Annotated in this window: 19 protein-coding genes; 10 read left to right on the top strand and 9 right to left on the bottom strand. The window is 65.3% G+C overall.

The window, feature by feature from the left end; all coding sequences use genetic code 11:
* Positions 1-22 precede the first annotated feature (22 nt).
* A complete protein-coding gene (locus tag C722_RS0102255; protein ID WP_017638935.1) occupies positions 23-4,870 on the top strand; it encodes an NAD-glutamate dehydrogenase in 4,848 nt (1,615 codons plus the stop codon).
* A 105-nt stretch (positions 4,871-4,975) separates the two neighbouring features.
* Here the strand turns inward: C722_RS0102255 and C722_RS0102250 are convergent, their stop codons facing one another.
* Complete coding sequence (locus C722_RS0102250; protein WP_017638934.1) at positions 4,976-6,001, bottom strand: alpha/beta fold hydrolase; 1,026 nt, start codon at positions 5,999-6,001, stop codon at positions 4,976-4,978.
* A 214-nt stretch (positions 6,002-6,215) separates the two neighbouring features.
* Between C722_RS0102250 and C722_RS0102245 the strand changes: the two genes are divergently transcribed.
* The 4 genes from C722_RS0102245 to C722_RS0102230 all read left to right on the top strand — a co-directional run bounded on the left by C722_RS0102245 (position 6,216) and on the right by C722_RS0102230 (position 12,046).
* Positions 6,216-8,465 carry an ATP-binding protein gene (locus C722_RS0102245; protein ID WP_017638933.1) on the top strand — a complete coding sequence of 750 codons (2,250 nt, stop codon included), beginning with the start codon at positions 6,216-6,218 and terminating at the stop codon, positions 8,463-8,465.
* 8 nt (positions 8,466-8,473) lie between these two features.
* Positions 8,474-8,935, top strand: a complete 462-nt coding sequence (locus C722_RS0102240; protein ID WP_017638932.1) for a response regulator — start codon at positions 8,474-8,476, stop codon at positions 8,933-8,935.
* 102 nt (positions 8,936-9,037) lie between these two features.
* Positions 9,038-11,449, top strand: a complete 2,412-nt coding sequence (locus tag C722_RS0102235) for a response regulator (protein WP_026083594.1) — start codon at positions 9,038-9,040, stop codon at positions 11,447-11,449.
* 27 nt (positions 11,450-11,476) lie between these two features.
* The gene (locus C722_RS0102230) at positions 11,477-12,046 is read left to right on the top strand and encodes a biliverdin-producing heme oxygenase (protein WP_026083593.1); all 570 of its coding nucleotides are present in this window, start codon (positions 11,477-11,479) and stop codon (positions 12,044-12,046) included.
* A 7-nt stretch (positions 12,047-12,053) separates the two neighbouring features.
* Here C722_RS0102230 and C722_RS0102225 read toward each other — a convergent pair whose 3' ends face one another.
* On the bottom strand, positions 12,054-12,929 hold the full coding sequence (locus C722_RS0102225) for a hypothetical protein (protein WP_017638929.1): 876 nt from the start codon (positions 12,927-12,929) through the stop codon (positions 12,054-12,056).
* Positions 12,930-13,114: 185 nt separating this feature from the next.
* Between C722_RS0102225 and C722_RS0102220 the strand changes: the two genes are divergently transcribed.
* A complete protein-coding gene (locus C722_RS0102220; protein WP_017638928.1) occupies positions 13,115-14,134 on the top strand; it encodes a quinone-dependent dihydroorotate dehydrogenase in 1,020 nt (339 codons plus the stop codon).
* 120 nt (positions 14,135-14,254) lie between these two features.
* On the opposite strand, the gene rmf is transcribed toward C722_RS0102220, so the two are convergent.
* Positions 14,255-14,470, bottom strand: coding sequence for a ribosome modulation factor (gene rmf / locus C722_RS25605; RefSeq protein WP_081594565.1), 216 nt, complete (start codon positions 14,468-14,470; stop codon positions 14,255-14,257).
* A 318-nt stretch (positions 14,471-14,788) separates the two neighbouring features.
* Here rmf and rlmKL point away from each other — a divergent pair, with 318 nt between their 5' ends.
* Complete coding sequence (rlmKL, locus tag C722_RS0102215) at positions 14,789-16,960, top strand: bifunctional 23S rRNA (guanine(2069)-N(7))-methyltransferase RlmK/23S rRNA (guanine(2445)-N(2))-methyltransferase RlmL (protein ID WP_017638927.1); 2,172 nt, start codon at positions 14,789-14,791, stop codon at positions 16,958-16,960.
* Between the two features lie 167 nt (positions 16,961-17,127).
* Complete coding sequence (locus C722_RS0102210; RefSeq protein WP_017638926.1) at positions 17,128-18,162, top strand: acyltransferase; 1,035 nt, start codon at positions 17,128-17,130, stop codon at positions 18,160-18,162.
* Here the strand turns inward: C722_RS0102210 and C722_RS0102205 are convergent.
* Together C722_RS0102205 and C722_RS0102200 are read right to left on the bottom strand one after the other, a co-directional pair.
* Positions 18,156-19,214: an oxidoreductase gene (locus C722_RS0102205; protein ID WP_017638925.1), complete on the bottom strand. Its 1,059-nt coding sequence runs from the start codon at positions 19,212-19,214 to the stop codon at positions 18,156-18,158. The genes C722_RS0102210 and C722_RS0102205 overlap by 7 nt on opposite strands.
* Positions 19,215-19,296: 82 nt before the next feature.
* On the bottom strand, positions 19,297-19,734 hold the full coding sequence (locus C722_RS0102200) for an HPF/RaiA family ribosome-associated protein (RefSeq protein ID WP_017638924.1): 438 nt from the start codon (positions 19,732-19,734) through the stop codon (positions 19,297-19,299).
* Between the two features lie 223 nt (positions 19,735-19,957).
* Between C722_RS0102200 and C722_RS0102195 the strand changes: the two genes are divergently transcribed.
* Both C722_RS0102195 and ybaK read left to right on the top strand, forming a co-directional pair.
* A complete protein-coding gene (locus tag C722_RS0102195; protein WP_017638923.1) occupies positions 19,958-21,022 on the top strand; it encodes a diguanylate cyclase in 1,065 nt (354 codons plus the stop codon).
* Positions 21,019-21,489: a Cys-tRNA(Pro) deacylase gene (ybaK, locus tag C722_RS0102190; protein ID WP_017638922.1), complete on the top strand. Its 471-nt coding sequence runs from the start codon at positions 21,019-21,021 to the stop codon at positions 21,487-21,489. The genes C722_RS0102195 and ybaK overlap by 4 nt, the downstream gene beginning before the upstream one ends.
* A gap of 144 nt (positions 21,490-21,633) precedes the next feature.
* On the opposite strand, the gene xylB is transcribed toward ybaK, so the two are convergent.
* The 4 genes from xylB to C722_RS0102170 all read right to left on the bottom strand — a co-directional run bounded on the left by xylB (position 21,634) and on the right by C722_RS0102170 (position 26,690).
* Positions 21,634-23,130 carry a xylulokinase gene (xylB, locus tag C722_RS0102185; RefSeq protein ID WP_017638921.1) on the bottom strand — a complete coding sequence of 499 codons (1,497 nt, stop codon included), beginning with the start codon at positions 23,128-23,130 and terminating at the stop codon, positions 21,634-21,636.
* 69 nt (positions 23,131-23,199) lie between these two features.
* Complete coding sequence (locus C722_RS0102180) at positions 23,200-24,675, bottom strand: mannitol dehydrogenase family protein (protein WP_017638920.1); 1,476 nt, start codon at positions 24,673-24,675, stop codon at positions 23,200-23,202.
* Between the two features lie 64 nt (positions 24,676-24,739).
* Positions 24,740-25,837: an ABC transporter ATP-binding protein gene (locus tag C722_RS0102175; RefSeq protein WP_017638919.1), complete on the bottom strand. Its 1,098-nt coding sequence runs from the start codon at positions 25,835-25,837 to the stop codon at positions 24,740-24,742.
* A 19-nt stretch (positions 25,838-25,856) separates the two neighbouring features.
* Positions 25,857-26,690 carry a carbohydrate ABC transporter permease gene (locus C722_RS0102170; protein ID WP_017638918.1) on the bottom strand — a complete coding sequence of 278 codons (834 nt, stop codon included), beginning with the start codon at positions 26,688-26,690 and terminating at the stop codon, positions 25,857-25,859.
* Positions 26,691-26,694 lie beyond the last annotated feature (4 nt).

Genomic DNA, 26,694 nt, shown 5'->3' with positions numbered 1-26,694 from the left:
ACCTTCAGGACGGAGTACGGTTATGGCGTTTTTCACCGCTGCCAGCCAAGCGGATTTCCAACAACAACTCAAGAATGCCCTCGCGGCCCATGTCGAAGGGGATACCCTCGAACAGCTGGATCGCTTCACCGCCCAGTTCTTCGGCATCGTCCCGCTGGAAGAACTCACCCAACGTCGGTTGTCCGATCTGGTCGGCTGCGTGCTGTCGGCCTGGCGCCTGCTGGACGTCTTCGATCCGGCCGAGCCGCGGGTGCAGGTCTTCAATCCGGATTACGAGCGACACGGCTGGCAATCGAGCCACACCGTGGTCGAGGTACTGCACGCCGATTCGCCGTTCCTGGTGGACTCGGTGCGCATGGAACTCAATCGACAGGGCTACAGCGTCCATACCCTGCAGAACAGCGTTCTCAGCGTCCGTCGAGATGCCCAGGGTCGTCTGCTCGAGCTGCTGCCCAAGGGCCAGCAGGGCGAAGGAGTGACCCGCGAAGCCCTGATGTTCCTCGAGATCGACCGCTGCGCGGCAACCAGCGAGTTGCGCGCCTTGGAGGCAGCGCTGCAGGAGATCCTCGGCGAGGTCCGCCTGACCGTGGGTGACTTCGCCGCCATGAAGGCCAAGGTCGGCGACCTGCTGACCTGGCTGGATCGGCGTCCGGCGGGCGTGGAGGAGGGGGAGCTGGCCGAGGTCAAGGCCTTCCTCGACTGGCTGCGCAACGACAGATTCACCTTCCTCGGCTACGAGGAATTCACCGTCGAAGGCGATGGCGAGACCGCGGTGCAACGCTATGTGCCCGACTCCCTGCTGGGGCTGTCGCGGCGTCTGCGCGGCCGTCCCGAGACGGCCGAGATCAGCCTGTCCGGTGATCCGCTGCGTTACCTGCGCGAGCCGGTGCTACTGTCCTTTGCCAAGGCGGCCGACCCGAGCCGGGTGCATCGTCCGGCCTACCCCGATTTCGTCTCCCTGCGCGAGGTGGACGCCAATGGCCGGGTGGTGCGCGAGCATCGCTTCATGGGCCTCTACACCTCCAGCGTCTACAACGACAGCGTGCGCGAGATTCCCTACATCCGCCGCAAGGTCGACGAGGTGCGCCGCCGCGCCGATTTCGACAGCAGCGCCCACTTGGGCAAGGAACTGGCCCAGGTGCTCGAAGGCCTGCCGCGGGACGATCTGTTCCAGACCCCGGTGGACGATCTCTTCAGCACCGCCATGGCCATCGTGCAGATCCAGGAACGCAGCAAGGTGCGCGTCTTCCTGCGTCGCGATCCCTATGGCCAGTTCTTCTATTGCCTGGCCTATGTGCCGCGCGACATCTACTCCACCGAAGTCCGCCAGCGCATGCAGCAGATCCTCATGGATCGCCTGCACGGCACCGACTGCGAATTCTGGACCTTCTTCTCCGAATCCGTGCTGGCGCGGGTGCAGTTCATCCTGCGCGTCGATCCCCTGCAGCCCCAGGATGTCGATCCGGCGCGCCTGGAGCAGGAGATGGTGCAGGCCTGCCGCAGCTGGAAGGACGATTTCGCCAGCCTGATGGTGGATAGCTTCGGCGAAGCCCAGGGCACCTCCATCCTGGCCGATTACCCGCTGGGTTTCCCGGCCGGCTACCGCGAGCGCTTCGCGCCGCACCTGGCCGTGGTGGACATGCGGCACCTGCTGGCCCTGAAGGACGATCGCCGTCTGGCCATGGGCTTCTACCAGCCGCTGACCCAGACCGGCGACAACATTCTGCACTGCAAGCTCTACCACGCCGACACGCCCCTGGCGCTGTCGGACGTCTTGCCGATCCTGGAAAATCTCGGCCTGCGCGTGCTCGGCGAATTCCCCTACGAGCTGCGTCATCGCAATGGCCGCCGCTACTGGATTCATGACTTCGCCTTCACCACCGTGGCCGGCCTCGAGCTGGATCTGCAGCAACTCAACGACACCTTCCAGGATGCCTTCGTCCAGGTGGTGGAAGGCCAGGCGGAAAACGACAGCTTCAATCGCCTGGTGTTGACTGCCGGGCTGCCCTGGCGCGACGTCGCGGTGCTGCGCGCCTATGCGCGCTATCTCAAGCAGATTCGCATCGGCTTCGACATCGGCTACATCGCCGCCACCCTCAACGCCCATGTCGATATCGCCCGGGAACTGGTGCGGCTGTTCCGCATGAAGTTCTATCTGGCGCGGCGCATGACCAGCGAAGACCTGGACGACAAGCAGCAGCGGCTGGAGCAGGCCATCCTCAGCGCCCTCGACGACGTCGCGGTGCTCAACGAAGACCGCATCCTGCGGCGCTATCTGGACCTGATCAAGGCGACCCTGAGAACCAACGTGTTCCAGACCGATGCCGCCGGCAAGCCCAAGGCCTACTTCAGCTTCAAGCTCGATCCCAAGGCCATTCCCGAGTTGCCGCGCCCGGTGCCGCGCTACGAGATCTTCGTCTACAGCCCGCGTGTGGAAGGGGTGCACCTCAGATTCGGCAATGTCGCCCGTGGCGGCCTGCGCTGGTCGGATCGCGAGGAAGACTACCGCACCGAGGTGCTGGGCCTGGTCAAGGCGCAGCAGGTCAAGAATTCGGTGATCGTGCCCGTGGGCGCCAAGGGTGGCTTCGTGCCGCGCCGGCTACCCACCGGTGGCTCCCGTGACGAGATCCAGGCCGAGGCCATCGCCTGCTACCGCATCTTCATCAGCGGTCTACTGGACATCACCGACAATCTCAAGGATGGCGAGGTGGTGCCGCCGGCCGCGGTGGTGCGCTACGACGGCGACGATCCCTATCTGGTGGTGGCGGCCGACAAGGGCACCGCGACCTTCTCCGACATCGCCAACGGCATCGCCCAGGACTACGGTTTCTGGCTCGACGACGCCTTCGCCTCCGGTGGTTCGGCGGGCTATGACCACAAGAAGATGGGCATCACCTCGCGGGGTGCCTGGGTCAGCGTGCAGCGTCACTTCCGTGAGCGCGGCATCGATGTCCAGACCGATCCGGTCACCGTGGTGGGCATCGGCGACATGGCCGGCGACGTCTTCGGCAACGGCCTGCTGCGTTCGCGCAGCCTGGAGCTGGTGGCGGCCTTCAACCACCTGCACATCTTCATCGATCCCAACCCGGACGCCGAGCGCAGCTATGTCGAGCGCGAGCGGCTGTTCAACCTGCCGCGGTCGAGCTGGACCGACTATGACGCCAGCCTGATCTCCCAGGGCGGTGGCATTTTCCCGCGCAGTGCCAAGCGCATCGCCATCAGCCCCGAGATGAAGGCGCGCTTCGACCTGACCGCCGATCACCTGACGCCCAACGAGCTGATCAACGCCCTGCTCAAGGCGCCGGTGGACCTGATCTGGAATGGCGGCATCGGCACCTACGTCAAGGCCAGCTTCGAAACCCACGCCGATATCGGCGACAAGGCCAACGACGGTCTGCGCGTGGACGGTTGCGACCTGCGTGCCAAGGTGATCGGCGAGGGTGGCAACCTGGGCATGAGCCAGCTGGCGCGGGTGGAATTCGGCCTGCACGGCGGCGCCTGCAACACCGACTTCATCGACAATGCCGGGGGCGTGGACTGCTCCGACCACGAGGTCAACATCAAGATCCTGCTGGGCGATGTGGTCTCCGCCGGCGACATGACCGTCAAGCAGCGCAATACGCTGATGGGCGAGATGACCGACGAGGTCGGCGAGCTGGTGGTCGCCAACAACTACATGCAGACCGGGGCCCTGTCCCTGGCGGAGCATCGCGCGCGGACCCACCTGGCCGAGTACCAACGGCTGATCGTGGATCTCGAAGGGCGCGGCAAGCTGGATCGTACCCTCGAATTCCTGCCCAGCGATGAGGTGCTCGCCGAACGCGCGGCCAAGGAACAGGGGCTGACCCGGGCCGAGCTGTCGGTGCTGATTTCCTACAGCAAGATCGACCTCAAGGAACAGTTGCTAGCCTCTTCGGTGCCGGATGATGAGTACCTCGCCCGCGACATGCAGGGCGCCTTCCCGCAACGCCTGACCGAGCAATTTCCCGAGGCCATGGCGCGCCACCGCCTCAAGCGCGAGATCGTCGCCAACCAGATCGCCAACGACCTGATCAACCACATGGGCATCACCTTCGTGCAGCGCCTGTGCGAATCCACCGGCATGAGCGCGGCCGATGTCGCCCGGGCCTATGTGGTGATGCGCGACGTGCTGCACCTGCCGCACTGGTGGCGTCAGGTGGAAGCCCTGGATCATCAGGTGCCGACTGACCTGCAGCTGCGTCTGATGAGCGAACTGATGCGCCTGGGGCGCCGGGCCACCCGCTGGTTCCTGCGCAGCCATCGCAACGGCCTGGATGCCGGGGCCGTGGCGGCCTTCTTCGGGCCACGCATCGCCGCCCTGGGGGTACGCCTGGATGAACTGCTGCAGGGCGAACCGCGCCAGGACTGGGAAGAGCGCTTCCGCGCCTATACCGAAGCGGGCGTACCCGAGCTGCTGGCGCGCGTGGTCGCCGGGACCAACCACATCTATACGCTGCTGCCGGTGATCCAGGCGGCGGAGGTCACTGCCCAGGATCCGCTGGCGGTGGCGGCCACCTGGTTCGCGGCGGGCGATGTGCTGGATCTGGCCTGGTATCAGCAGCAACTCAACCAGCTGCCGGTGGCCAATGCCTGGCAGGCCCTGGCCCGCGAGGCGTTCCGCGACGAGGTGGATGTGCAGCAGCGCACCATCACCGTCGCCATGCTCAATCTGAGCGAGGCGCCGAGCGATCCGGAAGCCCGGTTGTCACTGTGGCTGGAACGCCATCGGGCGGCGGTGGAGCGCTGGCGGGGCCTGCTGGTGGATCTGCGCAATGCCAGCGGCCAGGACTATGCGATGTACAGCGTCGCCAGTCGTGAACTGGCGGATCTGGCCAGCAGCAGCGTCTGAGGCGACGGGTACCCGCGACTGGATTTCGCGAGCGCCCTGATCCGACAGCGCCATGAAAAGGCGGCGTACCGCGGGTGCGCCGCCTTTTTTACCGGCGGAAGCGGGTCAGGGTTTGGGCGGCGCCGAGGGAGCCTTGAGGGTACTCAGCCCTTGCAGCAGTGCCTGGTGAAAGCGTTCCGGCGCCTGCATCTGGGGCGCATGGCCCAGATCCTCGAATTCCACCAGGGTCGCCTGGGGGATACGCCGCGCCGCCGCCTTGCCCAATTCGGGATAGCGACCCAACTGTGCCTTGAGCTCGGCTGGCGCGGCATCCTTGCCGATGGCCGTGGTGTCGCGCTGGCCGATCAGCAGCAGGGTGGGCATGCGCAATCGCGCGAATTCATAGACCACCGGCTGGCTGTAGATCATGTCGTAGATCAGTGCCGAGTTCCACGCCACCCGCTCCTTGCCCGGCCCGTTGTTGAGACCCGCGAGCATGTCGACCCAGCGGTCGTAGTCCGGCGACCACTGGCCGGCGTAATAGGTGCTGCGCTCGTAGTCGCGGATGCCATCGGCGGAGGTCTTGAGTTCCCGGGCGTACCACTGGTCGACGCTGCGATAGGGAACGCCCAGGGCCTTCCAGTCCTCCAGGCCGATGGGGTTGACCAGTACCAGCTGTTCGGTGGCCTCGGGATAGAGCAGTGCATAGCGGGTCGCCAGCATGCCGCCGGTCGAGTGACCGATCAGCGTCGCCCGGGCGATGCCCAGGTGGTCGAGCAGGGCGCGGGTATTGGCGGCCAGTTGCTGGAAGCTGTACTGATAGTGCGCCGGCTTGCTGGATTTGCAGAAACCGATCTGATCCGGGGCCACGATCCGATAGCCGGCAGCGCTCAGCACCTGGAGGCTCTGTGCCCAGGTACCGGCACAGAAGTTCTTGCCGTGCAGCAGGACCAGGGTCCGGCCGTTCGGTTTTCCGCTCGGCGCGACATCGAGATAGGCCATCTCCAACGCTTGGCGCTGAGAGTCGAAGCTGAAGGTCTTGACCGGAAAGTCGTAGTCGAAGCCTTCGAGACGTTCGCCATAGACGGACTGCGCCTGAGTGAGTGGGCTCAGCAACAGAGTGGCCAGGGGGAGGGCGAGGCGCAGGGACATGGATGGATTCCTGGGGCTAAACCAGGTCCGACCAGACGCCAGGGGTGAAGATTCCGGCTTGCCCCGGACGGGCTATCGCCTTTTGAGCAGGTGGTCAGGGTGGGTGCCGTTTCGCTTCGCCTCCCGCCCAGGGTCTGGTAGTCTGGACGATTCTTGATTCCCTTTTTGCGCACCTCTTTCCTGCGTTTCTCCCCGATCACACGAGGTTCCCGGTTTGGCGCTCGAGTCACCCTCCAAGACGCAGCCCGATGCTCTGGCCGATTGTGCCAATGAGCCGATCCACATTCCCGGCAGTATCCAGGAACATGGCTTCCTGTTCGCCGTGGAAGAGCCGGATCTGCGCATCGTGCAGGCCAGCGCCAATGTGCTCGAGTACCTCGGGATCGCCGTGGAGGAGGTGCTGGGACGCACCCTGGGCGAATTGCTGCCGGATCGGGATCTGCCCGCGATGCTCGGCGCCCTGGCCCAGGAAGAGCAGAATCCCATCTATCAGGGTGACGTGACCCTGGGACCGCGACAGCAGACCTTCGCCCTGTTCATGCATCGTTTCGGCGGGGTGCTGATCGTCGAGTTCGAGGCGCCGGTGGACAGTCGACTCGGCCTCAATACCCTCTATCCCATGGTGCGGGTATTCATCGAGCAACTGCATCAGGCGGAAACCGTCGACGCCATCGCCACGCTCGCCGTGCGCGAAGCCAAGCGTATCTCCGGTTTCGATCACACCATGATCTATCGCTTCGACGACGACGGTCATGGTCAGGTCCTGGCCGAGGAGTGCGCGCCAGGGGTACCCACCTACCTGGGGCTGAGATTCCCCGCCTCGGACATTCCGGCCCAGGCCCGGCGCCTGTACCTGGCCAACCGTATTCGGGTGATCGGAAATGCCTGCTATCAGCCCTCGCCGCTGCAGCCGCCGATCAATCCATCGACCGGGCAACCGCTGGATCTCAGCTTCGCGCAGCTGCGCAGCGTGTCACCGGTGCATCTGCAGTACATGAGAAACATGGGCACCCTGGCATCCATGTCCATCTCCATCGTGGTCGGCGACCGCCTCTGGGGGCTGGTGCTCTGCCATGATCGTCAGCCCCAGCGGGTGTCGTTCCAGACGCGTACCGCCTGCGAGCTGTTCGGCCGGGTGCTGTCGCTGCAGATCGATGCGGCCGAGACCCACGCGGAATCCGACCGCCGTCTGGCCCTGCGCCAATCCATGGTGCAGATGCTGTCGGCCATGGCCGACCGCGACAGTGTCTGCCAGGGGCTGCTGGAACTGCCGCAGGTCTATCTGGATTTCGCCCGGGCCCAGGGTGCCGCCATCATCTCCTCCGACGGTACCGAGCTGATCGGTCAGGTGCCGCCGCGCGAGGTGGTGGACAGCCTGGTCGAATGGCTGTCGGTCAACGTCAAGGATCATTACGTCACCGATAACGTGGCCAAGGACATCGCCGAGCTGCCCGAGCTCGCCGGGTATGCCGCCGGAGTCCTCGCCGTACCCATTTCCGAACTGCATTCCCACTACCTGATCTGGTTCCGCAGCGAGCTGGTCCAGGTGGTCAACTGGGCGGGGCGCCCGACCAAGCAGGAAGGCAGCGATGGGCGCCTGTCGCCGCGACAGAGCTTTGCGCTGTGGCAGGAGACGGTACGTGGTCTGTCGCTGCCCTGGTCCCCCCTGGAGTTGGAAAGCGCCATCGAACTGCGCAACGCGGTGCGCGGGATCGTCTTGCGCAAGGCCGAAGAAATGGCCGAGCTGGCCGAAGAGCTGCAACGCAGCAACAAGGAGCTGGCGGCCTTCTCCTACAGCGTCTCCCACGATCTGCGTGCGCCGTTGCGCCATATCGCCGGCTATGCCGAGCTGCTGGGCGACATCGAAGGCGGCAAGTTGTCGGATCGCGGTCGGCGCTTCCTGGAGAACATTGGCTCCTCGGCGCGCTTCGCCGGCAGCCTGGTCGACAATCTGCTGAGTTTTTCGCAGATGGGCCGGGCCGCTATTCGCTATTCCGACGTCAACCTCACGGCCCTGGTGGAAGCCATCCGTGAAGAAATGGCGCCGGACTATGAAGAGCGTCAGGTGGAGTGGCACATCGGCCCCCTGCCGGTGGTCATCGCCGACGCCGCCTTTGTCCATCTCGCCTTGCGCAATCTGCTGGCCAATGCCATCAAATACAGTCGCTACGAAGACCCCGCGGTGATCGAGATCGGCACCTTGCCGAGCGATTCCGAGGACATCGTCTTTGTCCGGGACAACGGCGTCGGCTTCAACATGGATTACGTGGGCAAGCTGTTCGGCGTCTTCCAGCGCCTGCACCACGCCGACGAATTCGAAGGGGTCGGCATCGGCCTGGCCAGCGTCAGACGCATCATCGAACGCCATGACGGTCGTGTCTGGGCAGAGGGCGCCATCGGCGAGGGCGCAACCTTCTACTTCGCCCTTCCCAAACAACGACCGTCGCCGGTACACAAAAGGTAGTTCTGTTCATGCTCAAACCCATTGTGCTGGTCGAAGACAATCCGCACGATCTGGAGCTCACCCTGGTAGCTCTGGAGCGCAGCCAGCTGGCCAACGATGTCGTGGTGCTCCGCGACGGCGCCGAGGCGGTGAACTATCTGCTGCGGCGAGAGCCTCATGCTGACCGGGAGCCTGGTAATCCGGCGGTGATGCTACTGGATCTCAAGCTGCCCAAGGTCGATGGCCTCGAGGTGCTCGAACTGGTGCGCGGTACCCCCGAATTGTGCAGCATCCCCGTGGTCATGCTGACGTCGTCACGCGAAGAACCTGATCTCGAGAAGGCGTACGAACTGGGCGTGAACGCTTACGTGGTCAAACCGGTCGAGTTTCGTGATTTCGTCGCCGCGATCAGCGATCTCGGCGTATTCTGGGCTGTGCTCAATGAGCCGCCCCCAGGATCGCGACGTGTCACCAGGCGGACTGGCCGCTAGCGAGTGAGCAAGCTCAGTTCATCCGTATCCAGTTATCCGCGACAGGCAGACATGCGCGAACCGGTTCCCCTGAGCGAACAGATTCAAGGCCGACGCCCGTTTATGCCTCTCTCGAAACAGATCAAGATCCTGCTGGTAGAAGACAGCAAGCTCGATGCCGAGCTGATTCTGATCGAGCTGGAAAGACATGGATTCGAGCTGCAATCCAAGATTGTCTATGAGCGTACCGGTCTCACCCTGGCGTTGAGCCAGCAGACCTACGACATCATCCTCTCCGACATCATCCTGCCAGGCTTCTCGGGTGCCGAGGCCTTGCGGGTGGCGCGAGCGCTGGCTCCGGAAACGCCCTTCATCTTCGTCTCGGGCATCTTCGGTGAAGTGCACGCCGTGGAAATGATGCGCCTAGGGGCCAACGACTATGTGCTCAAGCAGAGCATGGAGCTCTTGGCCAAGGCCGTCGAGCGAGCGCTGCTGGTGGTGCACGAGCGCCGCGAGCGGCGTCGGGCCGAAGAAGCCCTGCACAGTCTCGAGGTCAGATCGCGCCTGGCCATGGACGCCTCGCGACTGGGCATGTGGGAATACCTGCCCGCCAGCCGTACCCTGGTCTGGGACGAACGCTGCAAGGCCATGTTCGGCCTGCCAGCCGATGCGGTGGTCGATCTCGAGGTGTTCGCACGGCTGTGCGGCAGCGACGGCCTCGAACGCTTTCTCGACACGGTCCGCCAGGCGGGTGCCGACGAGCGCGACGACGACTACCGCAGCGAGTACCGCATCCGTCTGGACAACGGCGCCCAGCGCTGGGTCGAGACCCGTGGCCAGCCCTTTTTCGAAAGCGGCGTCTGCACCCGCTTCCTGGGGGTGATGCTCGACATCACCCAGCAGCGCGATGCCGCGGAAAAGCTCGAGCGGCTCAACGTCAGTCTCGGCGAACGCGTCGAAGAACGTACCCGCGAGCGTGATCGGACCTGGGATCTCACCCGCGATCTGCTGCTGGTGTGCAAGCCGGATGGCACCCTGGTGGCGCTCAATCCGGCCTGGGAAGAGAATCTCGGCTGGTCCCGCGTGGAGCTGCTCGATTCCTCGCTGCTGACGCTGGTGCATCCCGACGAACGCTTCATCACCGACAACGAACTCAAGCAGCTGGCCAATGGCGCGACCAGCCAGCGCTTCGTCAATCGTATCCGTCACCGCGACGGCAGCTATCGCTGGATTTCCTGGACGGCGGTACCGGATGCGGGCATGACCTATTGCTCGGGTCGCGACATCTCCTCGGAAGTCCTGGCGATGGAAGAGCTGGCCGCGGCGAATCGCCAATTGCGCGAGCAGATCGACGAGCGCGAGCGGGTGGAGGCGACCCTGCAGCAGATGCAGCGGCTGGAGGCCGTGGGCCAGCTCACCGCGGGCGTGGCCCACGACTTCAACAATCTGCTCACCGTGGTGCTCAGCAGCGCCAGCTTCCTCGAGCGCGACCTGACGCGCCTGGCGGCCAGCGACAAGACCCAGGGGCGGGTGCAGAACATCCGCGAAGCGGGCGAGCGGGGCGCCAAGCTCACCGCCCAGCTGCTGGCCTTCTCCCGCCGCCAGCGCCTGGCGCCCAAACCGGTCAAGCTCAACGAAACCGTCGAGGGCATGCTCGAACTGCTGCGCAGCACCATGGGTGGCAGTGTCTGGATCGAGACCCATCTGCGCGCCGATTGCTGGCATGCGCTGGTTGATCCGACCCAGATCGAGCTCATCATCCTCAACCTGGCGATCAATGCCCGGGATGCCATGGCGGTCGGCGGTACCCTGCGCCTGAGCACCTCCAACCAGACCATCAGCGAGCCGCCTCAACGTCCCGAAGAACCCGAACCCGGTGAGTACGTACTGCTGGCGGTGCAGGATTCCGGCACCGGCATGAGCGAAGAGGTGCTGGCCAAGGCCTTCGAACCCTTCTTCACCACCAAGGAGGTGGGCAAGGGCTCCGGTCTAGGCCTGGCCCAGGTGTTCGGCTTCGCCAAGCAGTCCGGTGGCGGTGTGCGCATCGAGACGCAGATGGGCAGCGGTACCACGGTGCTGGTCTATCTGCCCCGTACCGAGGCGGAGGATGCCCTGGATCCGATCGGGCTGCCCGCCATGGATCGTGACGAACAGGCCGCCGAACGCCGCATTCTGCTGGTCGACGACGATCACGCGGTACGCAACGTGACCGCCGCCCTGTTGGCTGATCTCGGCTATCAGGTGGTGGAAGCCAGCAACGGCTTCGCGGCGTTGAGCGCGCTGGAGCGTGATCCGCAGATCGATCTGTTGCTGGCGGACTTCGCCATGCCCGGCATGAACGGTGCCGAACTGGCCCGTCAGGTGCGCAAGCGGCTGCCACAGTTGCCGGTGGTCTTCATCACCGGCTACGCCGAACTGGGCGAGCTCGATCCGGAACAATCATTCATCGTACCCAAGCCCTTTCGCGAAGCGGACCTGGCAGCACGGCTGCAGGCAGCCCTGCGCGGCGAGAAGCCCCAGCCTTCGCCCCTCTGAAGGCCGCCGTCACCATGAGGTATTTGCGTGTCCACCATCCGTGAAATGTTGCGCGCCGAGGGCGGTGCCCTGCACGAGCAGGTCGATGCGACCTTCGGCCGCTATGCACTGCAGACCCGGCCCCATTACACCGCCTTTCTGCAGGCCCATGCCCAGGCGCTGATCGGCCTCGAAGCGCTCCTGGAGCGCTCCGGCATCCAGCGTCTGCTGCCCGATTGGGCCGAGCGTCGCCGTACCGAAGTGCTGGGGGAAGATCTGCAGCAACTGGCCGCCGCCCCGCCCGAACCCGTCGCCCTCGAGCGTCTGCTCGATGAGGGTGAGTGCTGGGGGGTGGCCTATGTGCTGGAGGGATCTAGGCTGGGATCGCGGTTGCTGGATCGCCATGCCGGCGAGAGTCCCGATGAGGCGGTACGCGATGCCCGGGCCTATCTGGGCCACGTACCCCCCCAGGGCGCCTGGCCGGGATTTCTGCAGCGCCTGGACGAGGCCGGCCGCGATGCGCGTTTGCACCCGGCGATGCTGGCCGGCCAGCGGCTGGCCTTCGAGGTCTTCCTGGCGGCGGGGCAGCGTCACGCGCCTGCGGTCATCGCCTGCTGAGCGATCGCTAGAGCGCCTGCAGGTAGCCGATCACCTCGGCCGCGCCCAGGCGTTCGAGAATCTCGGCGAGGACCCGGGTGCTCGCCACCTCGTTGGGCAGTAGCAGCCATTCCAGATCCTGGCCCGGTGCGGGCAGTGGCAGGCGCGCATAGTCGAGCTTCAGCCCCAGCAGCACCTGGATGAAATCCGGGTGATTCCAGACCGCGTTGGGCAGGGCGTAGAGGGCAAAGGCCTCTTGCAGGCGGTCGATGGCCGCCGGGTCCAGGCGCAGACGCTGGATCTGCGCCGGCACCTCCACAGCGATGCCGCGAATCCGGGCATAGGCGATGATGCTGGCAAAGGCGAGCGTGGTGGCTGGGTCGTTTTCCAGGAATAGCCGAGTACCCCGCCAGCTGGCCTGGCGCAGACGCAGAGTCTGTTCCGCGGACAGATTCGGCAGGGTGCGATAGAGCGCCGCCTGAAAATCCCGATAGCCGATGATCCGCACCTGCTCGCGCGCCGCGGGCAGGGCGGCCAGCTCCTCCAGCTGCACCACTGTCGCGGGTGTGCTGTCGCCTAGACGCTGGCAGAGTCCATCGATGGCGCGCAGGTCGAGAGCGGCGACCTGAACGGTTTCAGCCACCACCAGTTGACTCAGTAGGGCATGGGCCCGGCTCTTGATCTCCTGGGTCGGGCCGGACAGGGCGGCGCGTGGCAGGCCGAGGAGCAGATGCAGCGGATGGCCTTCATCCCACCAAAGGCTGTCGGTTGGCGCGGGCAAGGGGACGAAGGCGTCGGCCAGCCGCTCCAGGCAGCGCTGGATGCGGCGGCTGGCCAGGGAAGGATGCAGATGCAAGGCCAATGAAGACCAGGGGCTGCCCAGGAGGTTGGCACTGTTGCTCATGGGATCTCCAGGGCGGATAGGAACTGCACGGCCGATTCTAGCGTGGCAAAGACCGCGCTATCGTCAAATGATTCCCGAAAGGTAGGATCTTTTGTGCAAGTGACCGTTCGAGTCCGGCGCGAGCGACGTATGGCCGCTGGCAAGCCTGTATAATGCGCGTTTTCCGAATTGCCTGTGAGTCCGCCATGTACGACGCGCTCCGTCCTCTGCTTTTCAAAATGTCTCCTGAAGGATCGCACGATCTGGCGCTGGACCTGATCGGTGCCGCCGGTCGTCTGGGCCTGACCGGTCTCGGACGGCGGCCGGGTCGGCTGCCGGTCCAGGTCATGGGTCTGGAGTTTCCCAATCCGGTGGGCCTGGCCGCCGGACTCGACAAGAACGGCGCCGCCATCGATGGCTTCGCCGGCCTGGGTTTCGGCTTCGTCGAGATCGGCACCGTGACGCCACGGCCGCAGCCGGGCAATCCCAAGCCGCGATTGTTCCGTCTCGAACAGGCCGACGCCATCATCAACCGCATGGGTTTCAATAATGCGGGTGTCGACGCCCTGATCGAACGGGTCAAGGCGGCACGCTTCCAAGGTGTGTTGGGGATCAACATCGGCAAGAACGCCAGTACCCCGGTGGAGCGGGCGGTGGACGACTACCTGATCGGCCTGGACCGGGTCTACGCCCATGCCAGCTACATCACGGTGAACGTGAGCTCGCCCAACACGCCCGGCCTGCGCAGTCTGCAATTCGGTGATGCGCTCAAGAGCCTGCTGGAAGCCCTGCGCCAGCGCCAGGAAGACCTGGCGGTCCAGCATGGCCGGCGGGTGCCCATCGCCATCAAGATCGCCCCGGACATGACCGATGAGGAAATCGTGCTGACCGCCCAGGCGATCCGCGATGCCGGGATGGACGCTATCATCGCCACCAACACCACCCTGGGGCGCGAAGGGGTGGAGAATCTGCCCTATGCCGCCGAGGCTGGTGGCCTGTCGGGCGCTCCGGTGCGGGAAAAGAGCACCCATGTGGTACGGGTCTTGGCGGGCGAACTGGGTGGCCGGCTGCCGATTATCGCGGCGGGTGGGATCCTGTCGGGGGAAGATGCGGCGGAAAAGATCGCCGCAGGGGCCAGTCTGGTGCAGCTCTACAGCGGCTTCATCTATCGCGGACCGGCGTTGATCCGCGAAGCCGTGGACGCGATCGCGGCAGCACGCCGCTGAGGGATAGGGGGCTCGCTGGGAGCCCCCGTGGGACCGGGTCCCTGATCCTGGGAAGGGATCTGACTGGAACGAAACCAGAACGCTGGTGGAAGCCCTCGGGCTTCCGCTAGTGAAATCGAATTAGCCTACGGCTTGAAGTTGATTCACGCGTTGAAGACCGGCGGTGCCTACGTAGCCATCCCATTGATCGCTACGGCCCTCACGCCAGCCATTGAGCCAGGCCTGCCGGACGGCGTCCTGGGTGAAGGGGCAGAGGTCCCGCGATTTGCCCACAATGCCGTGCTGATAACCACGCTGGAAAGCTCGTTCCATTGGATCACGCTTGAGTCTTCTCATAGGGTAGTGCCCTCGTAGGTTGACTTGCAGATTGTCCATGGCCCGTTGCAGGCCTGGATGCCAGAGCCGGCGTCCTGACATCCGCCCCGCACCTTCGCGCTGCGGGTGGTCAATTACTAACCAATGAGACCCTGGCTGGGAACGACCTTTTAGCTATAAGACGTAATCAAATCGAAATGAAATGGCGATAAACCGCCGCTGGAATGCCGTCACTGCGGCTTGTTGAGACGCAGTCAAACTTTCACGGGAGGCGCTGTCCTTACCGGTCAATCCGACCAAAGGCAGAGAAGCGCCTTTCGCTAACCTATGGATTCAACGATGTCCGCGATGCAACAACTCATCCTCACCTGTCCCAAGGGGCTCGAGACCCTGCTGCTGGAAGAGGCCCAGGGCCTCGGCCTGCAGGAAGCCCGTAGCCAGACCGCGGCGGTGCGCGGCGAGGCGAGTCTCGCGGACGCCTACCGCCTCTGCCTCTGGTCGCGCCTGGCCAACCGGGTGCTGCTGGTGCTGGCCCGCTTCCCGGTGGAAGACCCCCAGGGGTTGTACCTGGGTGTGCATGGCGTGGAGTGGGAAGAGCACCTGGCGCCCAACGGCACCCTGGCGGTGGGCTTCAGCGGCCAGGGCGCGGGCATCGACAACACCCATTTCGGCGCCCTCAAGGTCAAGGACGCCATCGTCGACCGCCTGCGTGAACGCACCGGGCAACGACCCACGGTCGACAAGGTCGCCCCGGACCTGCGCGTCCATCTGCACCTGGAGCGGGGTCAGGCCATCCTGTCGCTGGATCTCTCCGGCCAGAGCCTGCACCAGCGCGGCTATCGCCTGCAGCAGGGGGCGGCGCCGCTCAAGGAAAACCTGGCGGCCGCGGTGCTGATCCGTGCCGGCTGGCCGGCCCTGGCCGCGGCGGGCGGGGCCTTGGCCGACCCCATGTGTGGGGTGGGTACCTTCCTGGTCGAGGCCGGGCTGATGGCGGCGGACATCGCGCCCAACCTGCGCCGCGAGCGCTGGGGCTTTTCCGCCTGGCTGGGCCATGTGCCCGCGCTCTGGCAGCAGCTGCATCAGGAAGCCGAAGCGCGGGCGGCGGCTGGCCTGGCCAAGACACCGGCTTGGATCCGCGGCTACGAAGCCGATCCCCGACTGATCCAGCCGGCGCGCAACAACATCGAGCGCGCCGGTCTGTCCGAGTGGATCAAGGTCTACCAAGGCGAGGTGGCCAGCTTCGAGCCGCGGCCGGACAAGGGGCAGACCGGCCTGGTGATCTGTAACCCGCCCTATGGCGAGCGCCTGGGCGATGAAGCCAGTCTGCTGTATCTCTACCAGAATCTCGGCGAGCGGTTGCGCCAGGCCTGCCTGGGCTGGCGCGCGGGGGTCTTCACCGGCTCGCCCGAGCTGGGCAAGCGCATGGGCATCCGCAGTCACAAGCAATACGCCTTCTGGAACGGCGCCTTGCCCTGCAAGCTGCTGATGTTCGAGGTGGAGACCCGCCAGTTCGTCACCGGCAGCCGCAGCGGTGAGCGCTCGGCCATCGATCAGGCGGCGGAACCGGCCAAGCTCAGCGAAGGCGGGCAGATGTTCGCCAATCGCCTGCAGAAGAATCTCAAGCAGCTCGGCAAGTGGGCGCGCAACCAGGGCGTGCAGTGCTATCGCCTCTATGACGCCGACATGCCCGAGTACGCGGTGGCCGTGGATCTCTATGGTGACCGGGTGCATGTGCAGGAATATGCACCGCCCCGTTCCATCGATCCGGACAAGGCCCAGGCGCGATTGCTCGATGCCCTGGCCGCCATTCCCCAGGCTCTGAACATCGATCCGGCGCGGGTGGTGGTCAAGCGGCGCGAGCGGCAGAGCGGCACCAAGCAGTACGAGCGTCAGGCGGCCCAGGGTGAATTCCTGCAGGTGGAGGAGGCGGGTGCCAAACTGCTGGTGAATCTCACCGACTACCTGGATACCGGTCTGTTCCTCGACCATCGCCCGCTGCGCCTACGCCTGCGTCAGGAAGCCCAGGGCAAGCGCTTCCTCAACCTGTTCTGCTACACCGGCGCCGCCACGGTGCAGGCCGCGGTGGGCGGAGCGCGCAGCACCACCAGCGTCGATCTCTCGCGGACTTACCTGGACTGGGCTCGACGCAACCTGGCGCTCAACGGCTTTTCCGAGCGACACCGCCTGGAGCAGGGCGATGTCTTGCACTGGCTGGAGAATGATCGCGGCGAATACGATCTGATCTTCGTCGATCCGCCGACCTTCTCCAATTCCAAGCGTCTGGAAGGCGTGTTCGACGTCCAGCGCGATCACGTCGCCCTGATCGATTCGGCCATGGCCCATCTGAGCCGCAACGGCGTACTGTACTTCTCCAACAACTTCCGCAAGTTCGAGTTGGATGTAGGTCTCGCCGAGCGTTATCGCGTCGAGGAGATCAGCGCCAGCACCCTGGATCCGGATTTCGCGCGCAATCCCAAGATCCACCGCGCCTGGCGTCTCAGCCTGCAATGAGACCCGCCGCCTGAACTGCCGCTGAACGGGTCGAGCATCGATCCGTTCAGCCTGTGATCCGGCGCAATCCCGCCTTTTCCCAGGAACACCCGACCTGCCCATGCCGTCCACAATGACGGCGCGGCGCTGGGTCGTGCCTGGCGGGACGAGGAGGGAAAGGTTCTACAATGCTGGTTTCACTGCAGGCTCTCAGGGCCCTGGCCGCCTGGCTGGTGGTCTTTCATCATTTCATGCAGGTGTTCTTCGACTTCCACGCCGACAGCCTCGGCGGCCATCTGCTCTCCACCCGAGGACAGGTCGGGGTCGATATCTTCTTCGTGCTCAGCGGCTTCGTGATCTACCTGTCCACCGCCGGCCGATCGCTCAGGCGCAGCACCTTCCTCTGGCACCGCATCGCCCGTATCGTCCCGGCCTATTGGCTGTACACCGCGGTGACGGCGCTGATCCTCTATCTGGCCAGCGACGTGATGCCGGTCTACGGGATCGCCGCACGGGAACTACTACTCTCGCTGTTCTTCATTCCCAGCGAGAACCCGGCGGGCTTCGGCCATTATCCGATCCTGCCGGTGGGCTGGACGCTCAACTTCGAGATGCTGTTCTACCTGCTGTTTGCCCTGTCCTTTGGCGTGGCCGAGCGCTGGCGCATCGGCGTGGTCAGTCTGCTGGTGATCCTCGTCAGCCTGGTGCTGGCCCGCGAGTCCTTCGTCAGCAGTTTCTATCGCAATCCGATCATCTTCGAGTTCCTGCTAGGCGTGAGCCTGGCGGCGCTCTATCGGCGCGGCGCCCTGCGCGGCTCCAAGCCGCTGGCCCTGACGGCTGCTCTGGCGGCACTGGTCTGTCTGGTGGCCTTTCCGGCGGACCATCCCTGGCGGCTGCTGACCTGGGGCGTGCCCAGCGCGGTCCTGGTGGGCGCCTGCGTGATCCTCGAACCCTGGTTCGCCGGCTCACGCCTGTGCAAGGCACTGGGGGACTGGTCCTATTCGGTCTACCTGGTGCACGTCATCGTGCTCTGGCTGGGCGACTACTGGCTGCACCAGCAGTGGGGGCTGAGCCCCTACCAGACCCTGGCGGTCTGCCTGCCGGTGATCCTGCTGCTGGCCTGGGGCAGCTACGAGTGGATCGAGCGGCGTCTCTCGCGCACCCTGCGCCAGTTGGGCGAACGCCTGGCGGGACGGCGTCCGCAGTGGGTGGCCAGTCAGTAGGCGGTGCGTTCGGGTGCGGTCAGTTCGGGTTCCAGGGCCCGGCCTTCCGCCGCGGAGCGTTGCGCGGTCTCCAGCAAGGCCATGAGGGCGCAGGCCTGAGCGGGTGATACGGGATTGGCCGCACGCCCGGCAAGGGCCTCGACCAGCGCCAGGTAATAGCGCCGATGATCGCCAGCAGGCGTGGGCAGCGCCCGGCGCGCGCGATCGGCGCCGATTAGCCAACCTGGATCGGGATCCTGACCCCACTCGGGTCCACCCGGACGAACGCCTGCCTTGAGGGCATCTTCCTGGCGATCCGCGCCTGTCTTGATCCAGCTGCCGTCAGTGCCCTGGGCAAGGAAACGGGGTACGCCACCGGCGGCCAGCATGCCGGCTCTCAGGGTCACCTGGCGGGCGCCGTAGTCCAGTTGCACCTGGAACCAGTCATCGGTAAGGGCGCCGGGTCGTTGCCGCACCAGATTTGCCTGCAGGCGCCGCGGCAGACCGAACAGGCAGAGTGCCTGATCCAGGAGGTGGGGGCCCAGGTCGAACCAGAGGCCACTGCCGGGCAGATCCGCCTCTCGCCAGCGGTTTCGCACCTCGGGACGAAAGCGTTCGATCCGGGACTCCAGGCTGGTCAATTCACCCAGAGCTCCACTGGCGAGTACCTCCTGCAATCCGAGGAAATCACTGTCCCAGCGCCGATTCTGGAACACCGACAGCAACCGTTCGGCCTGGTCGGCTTCCTGGGACAGCTGCCGCGCTTCGGCGAGGGTGACGGTAAAGGGCTTGTCGACCACCACGTGCTTGCCCGCCGCCAAAGCGGCGCTGGCGAGGGGCGCATGGGTCTGGTTGGGGGAGGCGATGACCACTAGGTCGATGGCCGGATCCTGCACGGCGGCCAGGTAATCCGCCGTCACCCGGACCTCGGGCAGATCGGCGTGCACTCGCTCGGCGTCCCGCGAGGCCACCAGTTCCAGGGTGAGGCCGGGGATGGAGCGCAGCAGCGGGCCGTGGAAGGTTTGACCGACGAAGCCATAGCCGATCAGGGCGACGCGAAAGGGGGAGGGCATGGAGCATCCTTTTTGCCGGGGTGGAAAAGACCGGGGCCGCTCGATGAGCGGCCCCGGTTGTATGCTGAAGCCAGAGGTTGCCTTACTTCAACTCGTGATCGTGAGCCAGTTGCTCCCGTTCAAGGAATTCGTCCTGCCGCAAGGAATCCTTGAACTCTTCGGAATCCTCCAGGGCAAGGGGGTCATTGAGTTCGCCGCCGGAAAGGCGCTTCTTCTCCAATTTGCCAGACAGGTGGGTGATGGCTCGCAGCAACTTGTCCGCTGCGCCATCCACTGCCAGGTCGAGGGACTCGGCCTTGTGGGTGACCGAGAGGGGTTGATGGCCCTTGATGCGCGCTTCCATTTGGCAGCGCTTGTCCTGGGCACCGGACTTGCCGGCGTTTTCGTCGTTGAGGTGCACCTCGACGCGGGTCAGGAGTTCGTCGAAACGATCCAGGCGATCTTCCACCACGGATGTCACCCAATTCTGCAAACCGGCGCTGCCTTCGATGTTGTGGTCACTGTTGACTTGAACTTGCATGCGGCTTCCTCTTTTTGACGGGCCTGACCATTGGATGAGGCCGGTCAGGCCGAGGTTCAAGGCTGTTCGTCTGGTGCTCGTGTCACCCGATGTTTCCTTCTGGCAGTGTCTAGGCGCGTCGTAGCTATCGGTAAACGACGTTCAGGTCGCGGGTCGCTGGCGTTTTGCCCTCATCCACTGATAATGCGCGACCTTTCATCGTCCGTCGCAGTGGGGATCGCCAATGCCAGATGCGCTCACGCGTGGCCACAGTTTCGCCCGGCGGCTTTGGCTGCCCCGGGCGGTTGGCCTGTTGCTCAGCCTGAGCTGCATCGTCTCGGTCCAGATCACCCAGCCGGTATCCGTCGGCCTGTGGATCCTGCTGCTGGCCAATGCGCTGCTGTGGTCGCCGCTGGCCTATCTGCGCGCCGTCCGCGCCCGGGATCCCTATCGCGCCGAGTTGAGCAACCTGTTGCTGGATTGTGGCTCGGCGGGCTTCTGGGTGGCGAGCATGGGCTTCAACCTTCTGCCCAGCGTGACCCTGCTCGCCATGACCAGCCTCAACATGCTGGGCGCCGGTGGCCTGGTGTTTTGGCGCCGCGGCCTGCTCGCGCAGCTGGCCGGCATCCTCATCGGCTTGGTCGTGCTGCGCCACCCGGTCGCCATCCAGACCTCGACGGCGCAGATCTATGCCTGCCTGCCGATGATCGTCGCCTACCCCTGGGCCCTGGGCCTGGTGAGCTTTCGTCTGGCGCAGCAGCTGTCGCGGCGCAAGCAGGAGCTGGAGCTGATCAGCAAGCAGGATGGCATGACCGGTCTGCACAACAGAACGCACTGGGATCAGCTGCTGCAGCGTGAGTTCGCCCGCTGCAAGCGCAGTGGCGCCGAGGCCAGCCTGGTGATGATCGACCTGGACAACTTCAAGCTGGTCAACGATCGCTTCGGCCACCAGGCCGGTGACGAGATGCTGCGCCAGTTTTCCGGTCTGCTGGCGCGCACCATCCGCACCAGTGATCTCGCTGGTCGTTTCGGCGGCGATGAATTCGGTATCCTCTTACCCGACACCTCGCCCGAGCGAGCCCTGGATCTGATTCGCCGCCTGCAGGAGCGCCTCCACGAGATGCAGGCGGGCAGCCCTGGCGATCGCCAGAACGTCCGCGTCGGCATGAGCTGCGGCGTCGCCGGATTCGACCGGGCCTACGATGACGTTGCCCACTGGCTGCAGGCCGCCGACTTCGCCCTCTACCGGGCCAAGGCGCAGGGCCGCGGGCGGGCCGAGGTGGCCGATCCCCAAGGAGTGCTGGCATGACCCCGGCGATAGAACTGCTCAAGAAAAGCCAGGTGCCCCACGAGGTGCTGAGCTACCACCATGATCCCAAGGCCGCCTCCTACGGCCTGGAGGCCGCGGAAAAGCTCGGGCTGGCGCCGGCGACGGTGTTCAAGACCCTGCTGGCGGCGAGCGAGAAGCAGGAGTTGCTGGTGGCCATCGTGCCGGTCGCCGGGACCCTGGATCTCAAGGCCTTGGCCCAGGCGGCCGGGGTGAAGAAGCTGGAGATGGCCAAGCCCGACCAGGCCCAGCGCAGCACTGGTTACCTAGTGGGTGGCATCAGTCCGCTGGGGCAGAAGAAGCGGCTGCGCACCTTCATCGACGAGTCCGCCGCGGAGCTGCCGAGCATCCATGTCAGTGCGGGGCGCCGCGGACTGGAAGTGGCCCTGGCACCGACGGACCTCGCCCGGCTGCTGGATGCGCCCTTCGTGCCGATCGGCAAGGCCTGAGACGTAGGTTGGTGCTGAGCGCAGCGAAGCCCAACGATGTAAAGGTACGGCTGTGTTTTGTTGGGCTTCGCGGTGCTCAGCCCAACCTACGGCTGAGTCTCCATGGGGTGAAAACCGCCTGGCGTTTTCCACCCCCTCCGCTCGCTAGGCTACCCCGTAGCTGTCACGTAATTGCTGCCGATAGCGCTGGTAGGCCGCTTCGTACTCGGCGACCCGGGCGGGATCCGGTTCGGCGCGGCTGGCCGGGTCCAGGTGCACGCAGCGCTCGGTAAGGCTGTCCAACGACTCCGGGCGGCCCTGTTCCCGACTCCAGCACCATGCGGCCTGCAGGGCGCCGCCCAGGGCGGCGGCTTCGCCGTGGACCGGGCAGACCACCGGGGTGTTCATCAGATCGGCGATCAGTTGCCGCCACATCGGGCTCTTGGCACCCCCGCCGATGAGTCTCAGGGTGTCACCAGGCATGCCCAGGTCGCGCAGCAGATCGAAGCCATATCTCAGGGCGAAGCTGACCCCCTCGACCACCGCCCGGCACAGGTTGGCGCGGGTCAGGTTGGTGGCGGTGAGGCCGTGCAGGCTGGCGGTCGCCGTCGGTAGCGCCGGTACCCGTTCGCCATTGAGGAAGGGCAGCATCAGCACCCCCTCGGCCCCGATGGGCGATTCCGCCACCAGACGGGTGAATTCGGCCAGATCCAGGCCGAGCAGTTCGCGGATCTGGCCGCTGGCATTGGTCAGGTTCATGGTGCAGATCAGCGGCAGCCAGCCGCCGTTGGACGAGCAGAAGCCCGCCACCGCCGGATGATCGCTGATACGTGGTTCGTCGGAGTAGCCATAGAGGGTGCCCGAGGTACCTAGGCTCAGGGTGATCTGGCCGGCACGGCTGTTGCCGGTGCCCAGCGCGCCCATCATGTTGTCGCCGCCGCCGCTGGAGACTAGCGCCTGGGGATTGATGCCCAGCTGGCTGGCGACCTCCGGCCGTAGGCGACCGACCGGCTGGTCGGCCTCGATCAGCTCCGGCAGGGCACGTTCCAGGCGACCGCTGGGGTCGATATGGCGCAGCAGTTCCAGGTCGTATTGGCGCGTTCGTACGTTGAAATAGCCGGTGCCCGAGGCATCGCCGTACTCCGCCACGGCGCGACCGGTCAGCCAGAAGTTCAGGTAATCGTGGGGCAGCAGCACCCGGGCGATCTGGTCGAACACCTCCGGGTGCTGCTCCTGGGTCCAGAGCAGCTTGGAGACGGTATAGCCCGGCGCGATGGCCAGGCCCAGGCGCTCGATGGAGCCTGCCGCGCCGCCGAGATGCTCCAGCAGACGCTGGTTTTCCGGGGTGGACTCGGTGTCGCACCAGAGCTTGGCCGGACGCAGCACCTTGCCGCTGTCGTCGAGCAGCACCAGACCATGCTGCTGGCCCGAGACGCCAACACCGAGGATGTCCTGGCCATCGCTGCCGGCCTGGGCCAGGGCGGCGCGGGTAGCCGCTACCAGTGCCCTGATCCAGTCCGCCGGATTCTGCTCGCGACGGCCATTGGCGCCCTCGGTCAGGGGGTGAGGCGCATTGCCTTCACCCAGTACCACGCCGCGCTCGACATCCAGGATCACCGCCTTGGTGCCCTGGGTACCGCAGTCGATCCCGAGAAACTTCATGCCTGGCCGCTCCTTGTTGTTAGGGCTTGTATGAACCATCGACGCTACCTAGGCAGCGTTTTGCCAAGGCTAGTCGCCGAGCAGGGTCTGCAAGGTGGCGCTGACCCCATGGGTCCGCAAGTTGTACAGCTGCCGCTCGAAGGCGGCAACGAAGGCGGCGGATTTCGGGATGAGCTTGCCGAAGATTTCCTCGGCGCCCAGCAGGCGCTCGGTGAGGTTCTTCTGATCCTGCACCAGCTCCTCGCAGTAGTTGGCCCGCGGATCGGGGATGCGATAGGTCGCCCCGCTCTCGTCCACGCCGCGCAGATAGACCGCCCAGGCGGCCACCACCAACGCCGCGCGATCCATGGCCTGGTCGTCTTCGATCAGCCGGTTGATGGTCGGCACGGTGAACTTGGGAAACTTCGAGGAGCCGTCGGAGCAGACGCGCTCCAGCTGGTCGGCGATCGCGCGATTGGAGAAGCGCTCGATCAGGGTGTCCTTGTACTGGTCGAGATCGATGCCGGGTACCGGGGCCAGCTGCGGGGTCACGTCCTCGTCCATGTAGGTGCGGATGTAGCGCACGAACAGCGGGTCGGCCATGGTCTCGTGGACGAAGCGATAGCCCTTGAGGAAGCCCAGGTAGGTGAGGGCCAGGTGGCTGCCGTTGAGCAGCTTGATCTTCATCTCCTCGTAGGGGGTGACGTCATCGGTGAACTGCACGCCGACGTCTTCCCAGGCCGGACGGCCGGCGACGAATTTGTCTTCCAGCACCCACTGCAGGAAGGGCTCGCAGACCACCGGCCAAGCATCCTCGACGCCGTGTTCGGCCAGCAGGGCCTCGCGATGGGCGGTGCTGGTCATGGGGGTGATGCGATCGACCATGGCGTTAGGGAAGCTGACGTGCTCGGCGATCCAGCCGTGCAGCTCTTCGTCTACCAGGCCGGCGTAGGCCAGCAGGGCCTTGCGGGTCACCTGGCCATTGTGCGGAAGGTTGTCGCAGGACATCACGGTGAAGGGGCCGGTGCCCTCGGCGCGGCGCTTGGCCAGGGCCGCCAGCAGGAAGCCGAAGACGCTGCGCGGATCGCCGGGATGCTGCAGGTCGTGCTGGATCAGCGGCAGTTTGAAGTTGAATTCGCCAGTGCTGTCATCCATGCAGTAGCCGCCCTCGGTGATGGTGAGGGAGACGATGCGGGTGCTGGGATGGGCCAGCTTGTCGATCAGCGTTTGGGTGCCGTCCTCTGCCAGCAGCATGCCGCTGATGGCGCCGACGACGCGGACCTCGGTGTCCGGCTCGTCGGCCAGCACCACCTGGGTATAGAGGTAGTCCTGTCCGGCCAGGGCGTCACGCATGGCGCGGTCCTCGGCGCGCAGGCCGACGCCGCAGATGCTCCAGTCCAGGTCGCGGCCCTGGTTGAGCAGGGCTTCGGTGTAGATGGCCTGGTGGGCGCGGTGGAAGCCGCCGACGCCGATGTGGACGATGCCCTGACGCAGCTGGCAGGCGGCGTAGGAGGGCTTGGCGATGTATGCGGGAAGCTGGTCGAGATTCTGGCGATTGAGTTTCATGAGAGGGATCCTGGCAGAAGGCGCTCCTGGTCATGGTCGGCCATGACCAGGAGAGAAGGGGAGATCAGGCGGCCTGGCGCAGCAGCGGCGCCACGGCGCGGCCCTGTTCGTCGAACAGGTGACAGAAGTCCACGTCCAGGGCCAGGCGCTGGCGTTCGCCGTAGGCCACGGCGCAGTCACCCGGCACGCGCACGGTCAGCGGCTCCTCGGCCTCGGTGACCATGTGGCAATAGGTGTCGCTGCCCAGGCGTTCGGCCACATCGCTGATTACCGGCAGCTGGCCGTCGGCGGCCAGGCGCAGGTGTTCCGGGCGAATGCCCAGGGTCACCGGACTGCCAACCGTCAGGCCGTCACCGCGCCGCGGCAGGTGCAGGCGCGGACCGGCGGCCAGCTCCACTTCCACGCCCTGGGCGTCGGTGGCCAGCACCTTGCCCTTGAGAAAGGCCATCTTCGGCGTGCCGAGGAAGCCGGCGACGAAGAGGTTGGCCGGATGGTGATAGAGCTCGAGGGGCGAGCCGACCTGCTCGACCCGCCCGCCATTCAGTACCACCACCTTGGTGGCGAGGGTCATGGCCTCTACCTGGTCGTGGGTCACGTAGATCATGGTGGCCTGCAGTTCCTGGTGCAGGCGTGCCAGCTCCAGGCGCATCTGCACGCGCAGGGCGGCATCTAGGTTGGACAGGGGTTCGTCGAACAGGAAGATCTTTGGCTGGCGGACGATGGCGCGGCCGATGGCCACACGCTGGCGCTGGCCGCCGGAGAGCTGGCGCGGCTTGCGCTCCAGCAGGGGTGTCAGTTCGAGGATGCGGGCGGCATCGGTGACCTTGCGCTCCACTTCCTGCTTGTCGATCTTGGCCAGGTCCAGGGCGAAGGACAGATTCTTGCGCACGCTCATGTGCGGATAGAGGGCGTAGGTCTGGAACACCATGGCCAGGTCACGTTTGGCTGGCGAGACCTCGGTGATGTCGCGCCCGTCCAGTTCCAGGGTCCCGCTGCTGACCTCTTCCAGACCGGCGATGAGGCGCAGCAGGGTGGACTTGCCGCAACCCGAGGGACCGACGAAGACCACGAACTCACGGTCGTTGATGTCCAGGTCGACGCCCTTGATGATTTCCAGCGAGTCGAAGCCCTTGCGCAGGCTGCGGATTTTCAGATTGGCCATGACAGGAGTCCTCTTGTTCTTATTTCACCGCGCCGAACGACAGGCCGCGGACGAGTTGTTTCTGGCTGATCCAGCCAAAGATCAGGATGGGGGCACAGGCCAGCGTCGAGACGGCCGACAGCTTGGCCCAGAACAGTCCCTGGGGACTGGAGTAGGAGGCGATCAGCGCGGTCAGGGGGGCGGCATTGGACGACGTAAGATTTAACGACCAGAAGGCCTCGTTCCAGCACAGGATCAGCGACAGCAGCATGGTCGAGGCGATGCCGCCCTTGGCGATCGGCAGCAGCACCCGGACGATTTCCTGGTAGGTGGTGGCGCCATCCAGGCGCGCGGCCTCGAGGATGTCCTTGGGAATGTCCTTGAAATAGGTGTAGACCATCCAGACCACGATCGGCAGGTTGATCAGGGTGTAGACGGCGATCAGCAGCAGCCGGCTGTCGAGCAGTTCGAACTGCTTGGCCAGCAGGTAGATGGGTACCAGCACCCCGACCGCCGGCAGCATCTTGGTGGACAGCATCCACAAGAGCAGGCGCTGGGTGTGCTTGGTCTCGTGGAAGGCCATCGAGTAGGCCGCTGGTAGCGCCAACAGCAGGCTGAGCAGGGTGGCACCAAAGGAGATCACCACCGAGTTCAGCGCGAAGTGGAAGTAGTCGCTACGCGCCTGGATGGTCAGGTAGTTCTCCAGGGTGGGGATGAAGAAGAACTGCGGCGGCGTGGCGAAGGCGTCGATCTCGGTCTTGAAGCTGGTCAGTACCATCCAGAAGATCGGGAAGAACAGCAGCAGCGCCACCAGCCAGGCGAGCAGGCCCAGCAGCAGGCTCTGCAGGCGCCGGGATTGCTTGAGCGTCAGCATGTCA

This window comes from Pseudomonas sp. 313 (assembly GCF_000316965.1).
Classification (GTDB): domain Bacteria; phylum Pseudomonadota; class Gammaproteobacteria; order Pseudomonadales; family Pseudomonadaceae; genus Chryseomonas; species Chryseomonas benzopyrenica.
Note: the sequence above shows the minus strand (reverse complement) of the source record. Positions and strands in the feature narration are given on the sequence as shown.

Bases quoted from the DNA above. Each gene is read 5' to 3' on its own strand.
- C722_RS0102255 (WP_017638935.1), top strand. From the start codon at position 23: ATGGCGTTTTTCACCGCTGCCAGCCAAGCGGATTTCCAACAACAACTC.
- C722_RS0102250 (WP_017638934.1), bottom strand. From the start codon at position 6,001: ATGTCCCTGCGCCTCGCCCTCCCCCTGGCCACTCTGTTGCTGAGCCCA.
- C722_RS0102240 (WP_017638932.1), top strand. From the start codon at position 8,474: ATGCTCAAACCCATTGTGCTGGTCGAAGACAATCCGCACGATCTGGAG.
- C722_RS0102235 (WP_026083594.1), top strand. From the start codon at position 9,038: ATGCCTCTCTCGAAACAGATCAAGATCCTGCTGGTAGAAGACAGCAAG.
- C722_RS0102225 (WP_017638929.1), bottom strand. From the start codon at position 12,929: ATGAGCAACAGTGCCAACCTCCTGGGCAGCCCCTGGTCTTCATTGGCC.
- C722_RS0102220 (WP_017638928.1), top strand. From the start codon at position 13,115: ATGTACGACGCGCTCCGTCCTCTGCTTTTCAAAATGTCTCCTGAAGGA.
- rmf (WP_081594565.1), bottom strand. From the start codon at position 14,470: ATGAGAAGACTCAAGCGTGATCCAATGGAACGAGCTTTCCAGCGTGGT.
- rlmKL (WP_017638927.1), top strand. From the start codon at position 14,789: ATGTCCGCGATGCAACAACTCATCCTCACCTGTCCCAAGGGGCTCGAG.
- C722_RS0102210 (WP_017638926.1), top strand. From the start codon at position 17,128: ATGCTGGTTTCACTGCAGGCTCTCAGGGCCCTGGCCGCCTGGCTGGTG.
- C722_RS0102205 (WP_017638925.1), bottom strand. From the start codon at position 19,214: ATGCCCTCCCCCTTTCGCGTCGCCCTGATCGGCTATGGCTTCGTCGGT.
- C722_RS0102200 (WP_017638924.1), bottom strand. From the start codon at position 19,734: ATGCAAGTTCAAGTCAACAGTGACCACAACATCGAAGGCAGCGCCGGT.
- C722_RS0102195 (WP_017638923.1), top strand. From the start codon at position 19,958: ATGCCAGATGCGCTCACGCGTGGCCACAGTTTCGCCCGGCGGCTTTGG.
- ybaK (WP_017638922.1), top strand. From the start codon at position 21,019: ATGACCCCGGCGATAGAACTGCTCAAGAAAAGCCAGGTGCCCCACGAG.
- xylB (WP_017638921.1), bottom strand. From the start codon at position 23,130: ATGAAGTTTCTCGGGATCGACTGCGGTACCCAGGGCACCAAGGCGGTG.
- C722_RS0102180 (WP_017638920.1), bottom strand. From the start codon at position 24,675: ATGAAACTCAATCGCCAGAATCTCGACCAGCTTCCCGCATACATCGCC.
- C722_RS0102175 (WP_017638919.1), bottom strand. From the start codon at position 25,837: ATGGCCAATCTGAAAATCCGCAGCCTGCGCAAGGGCTTCGACTCGCTG.
- C722_RS0102170 (WP_017638918.1), bottom strand. From the start codon at position 26,690: ATGCTGACGCTCAAGCAATCCCGGCGCCTGCAGAGCCTGCTGCTGGGC.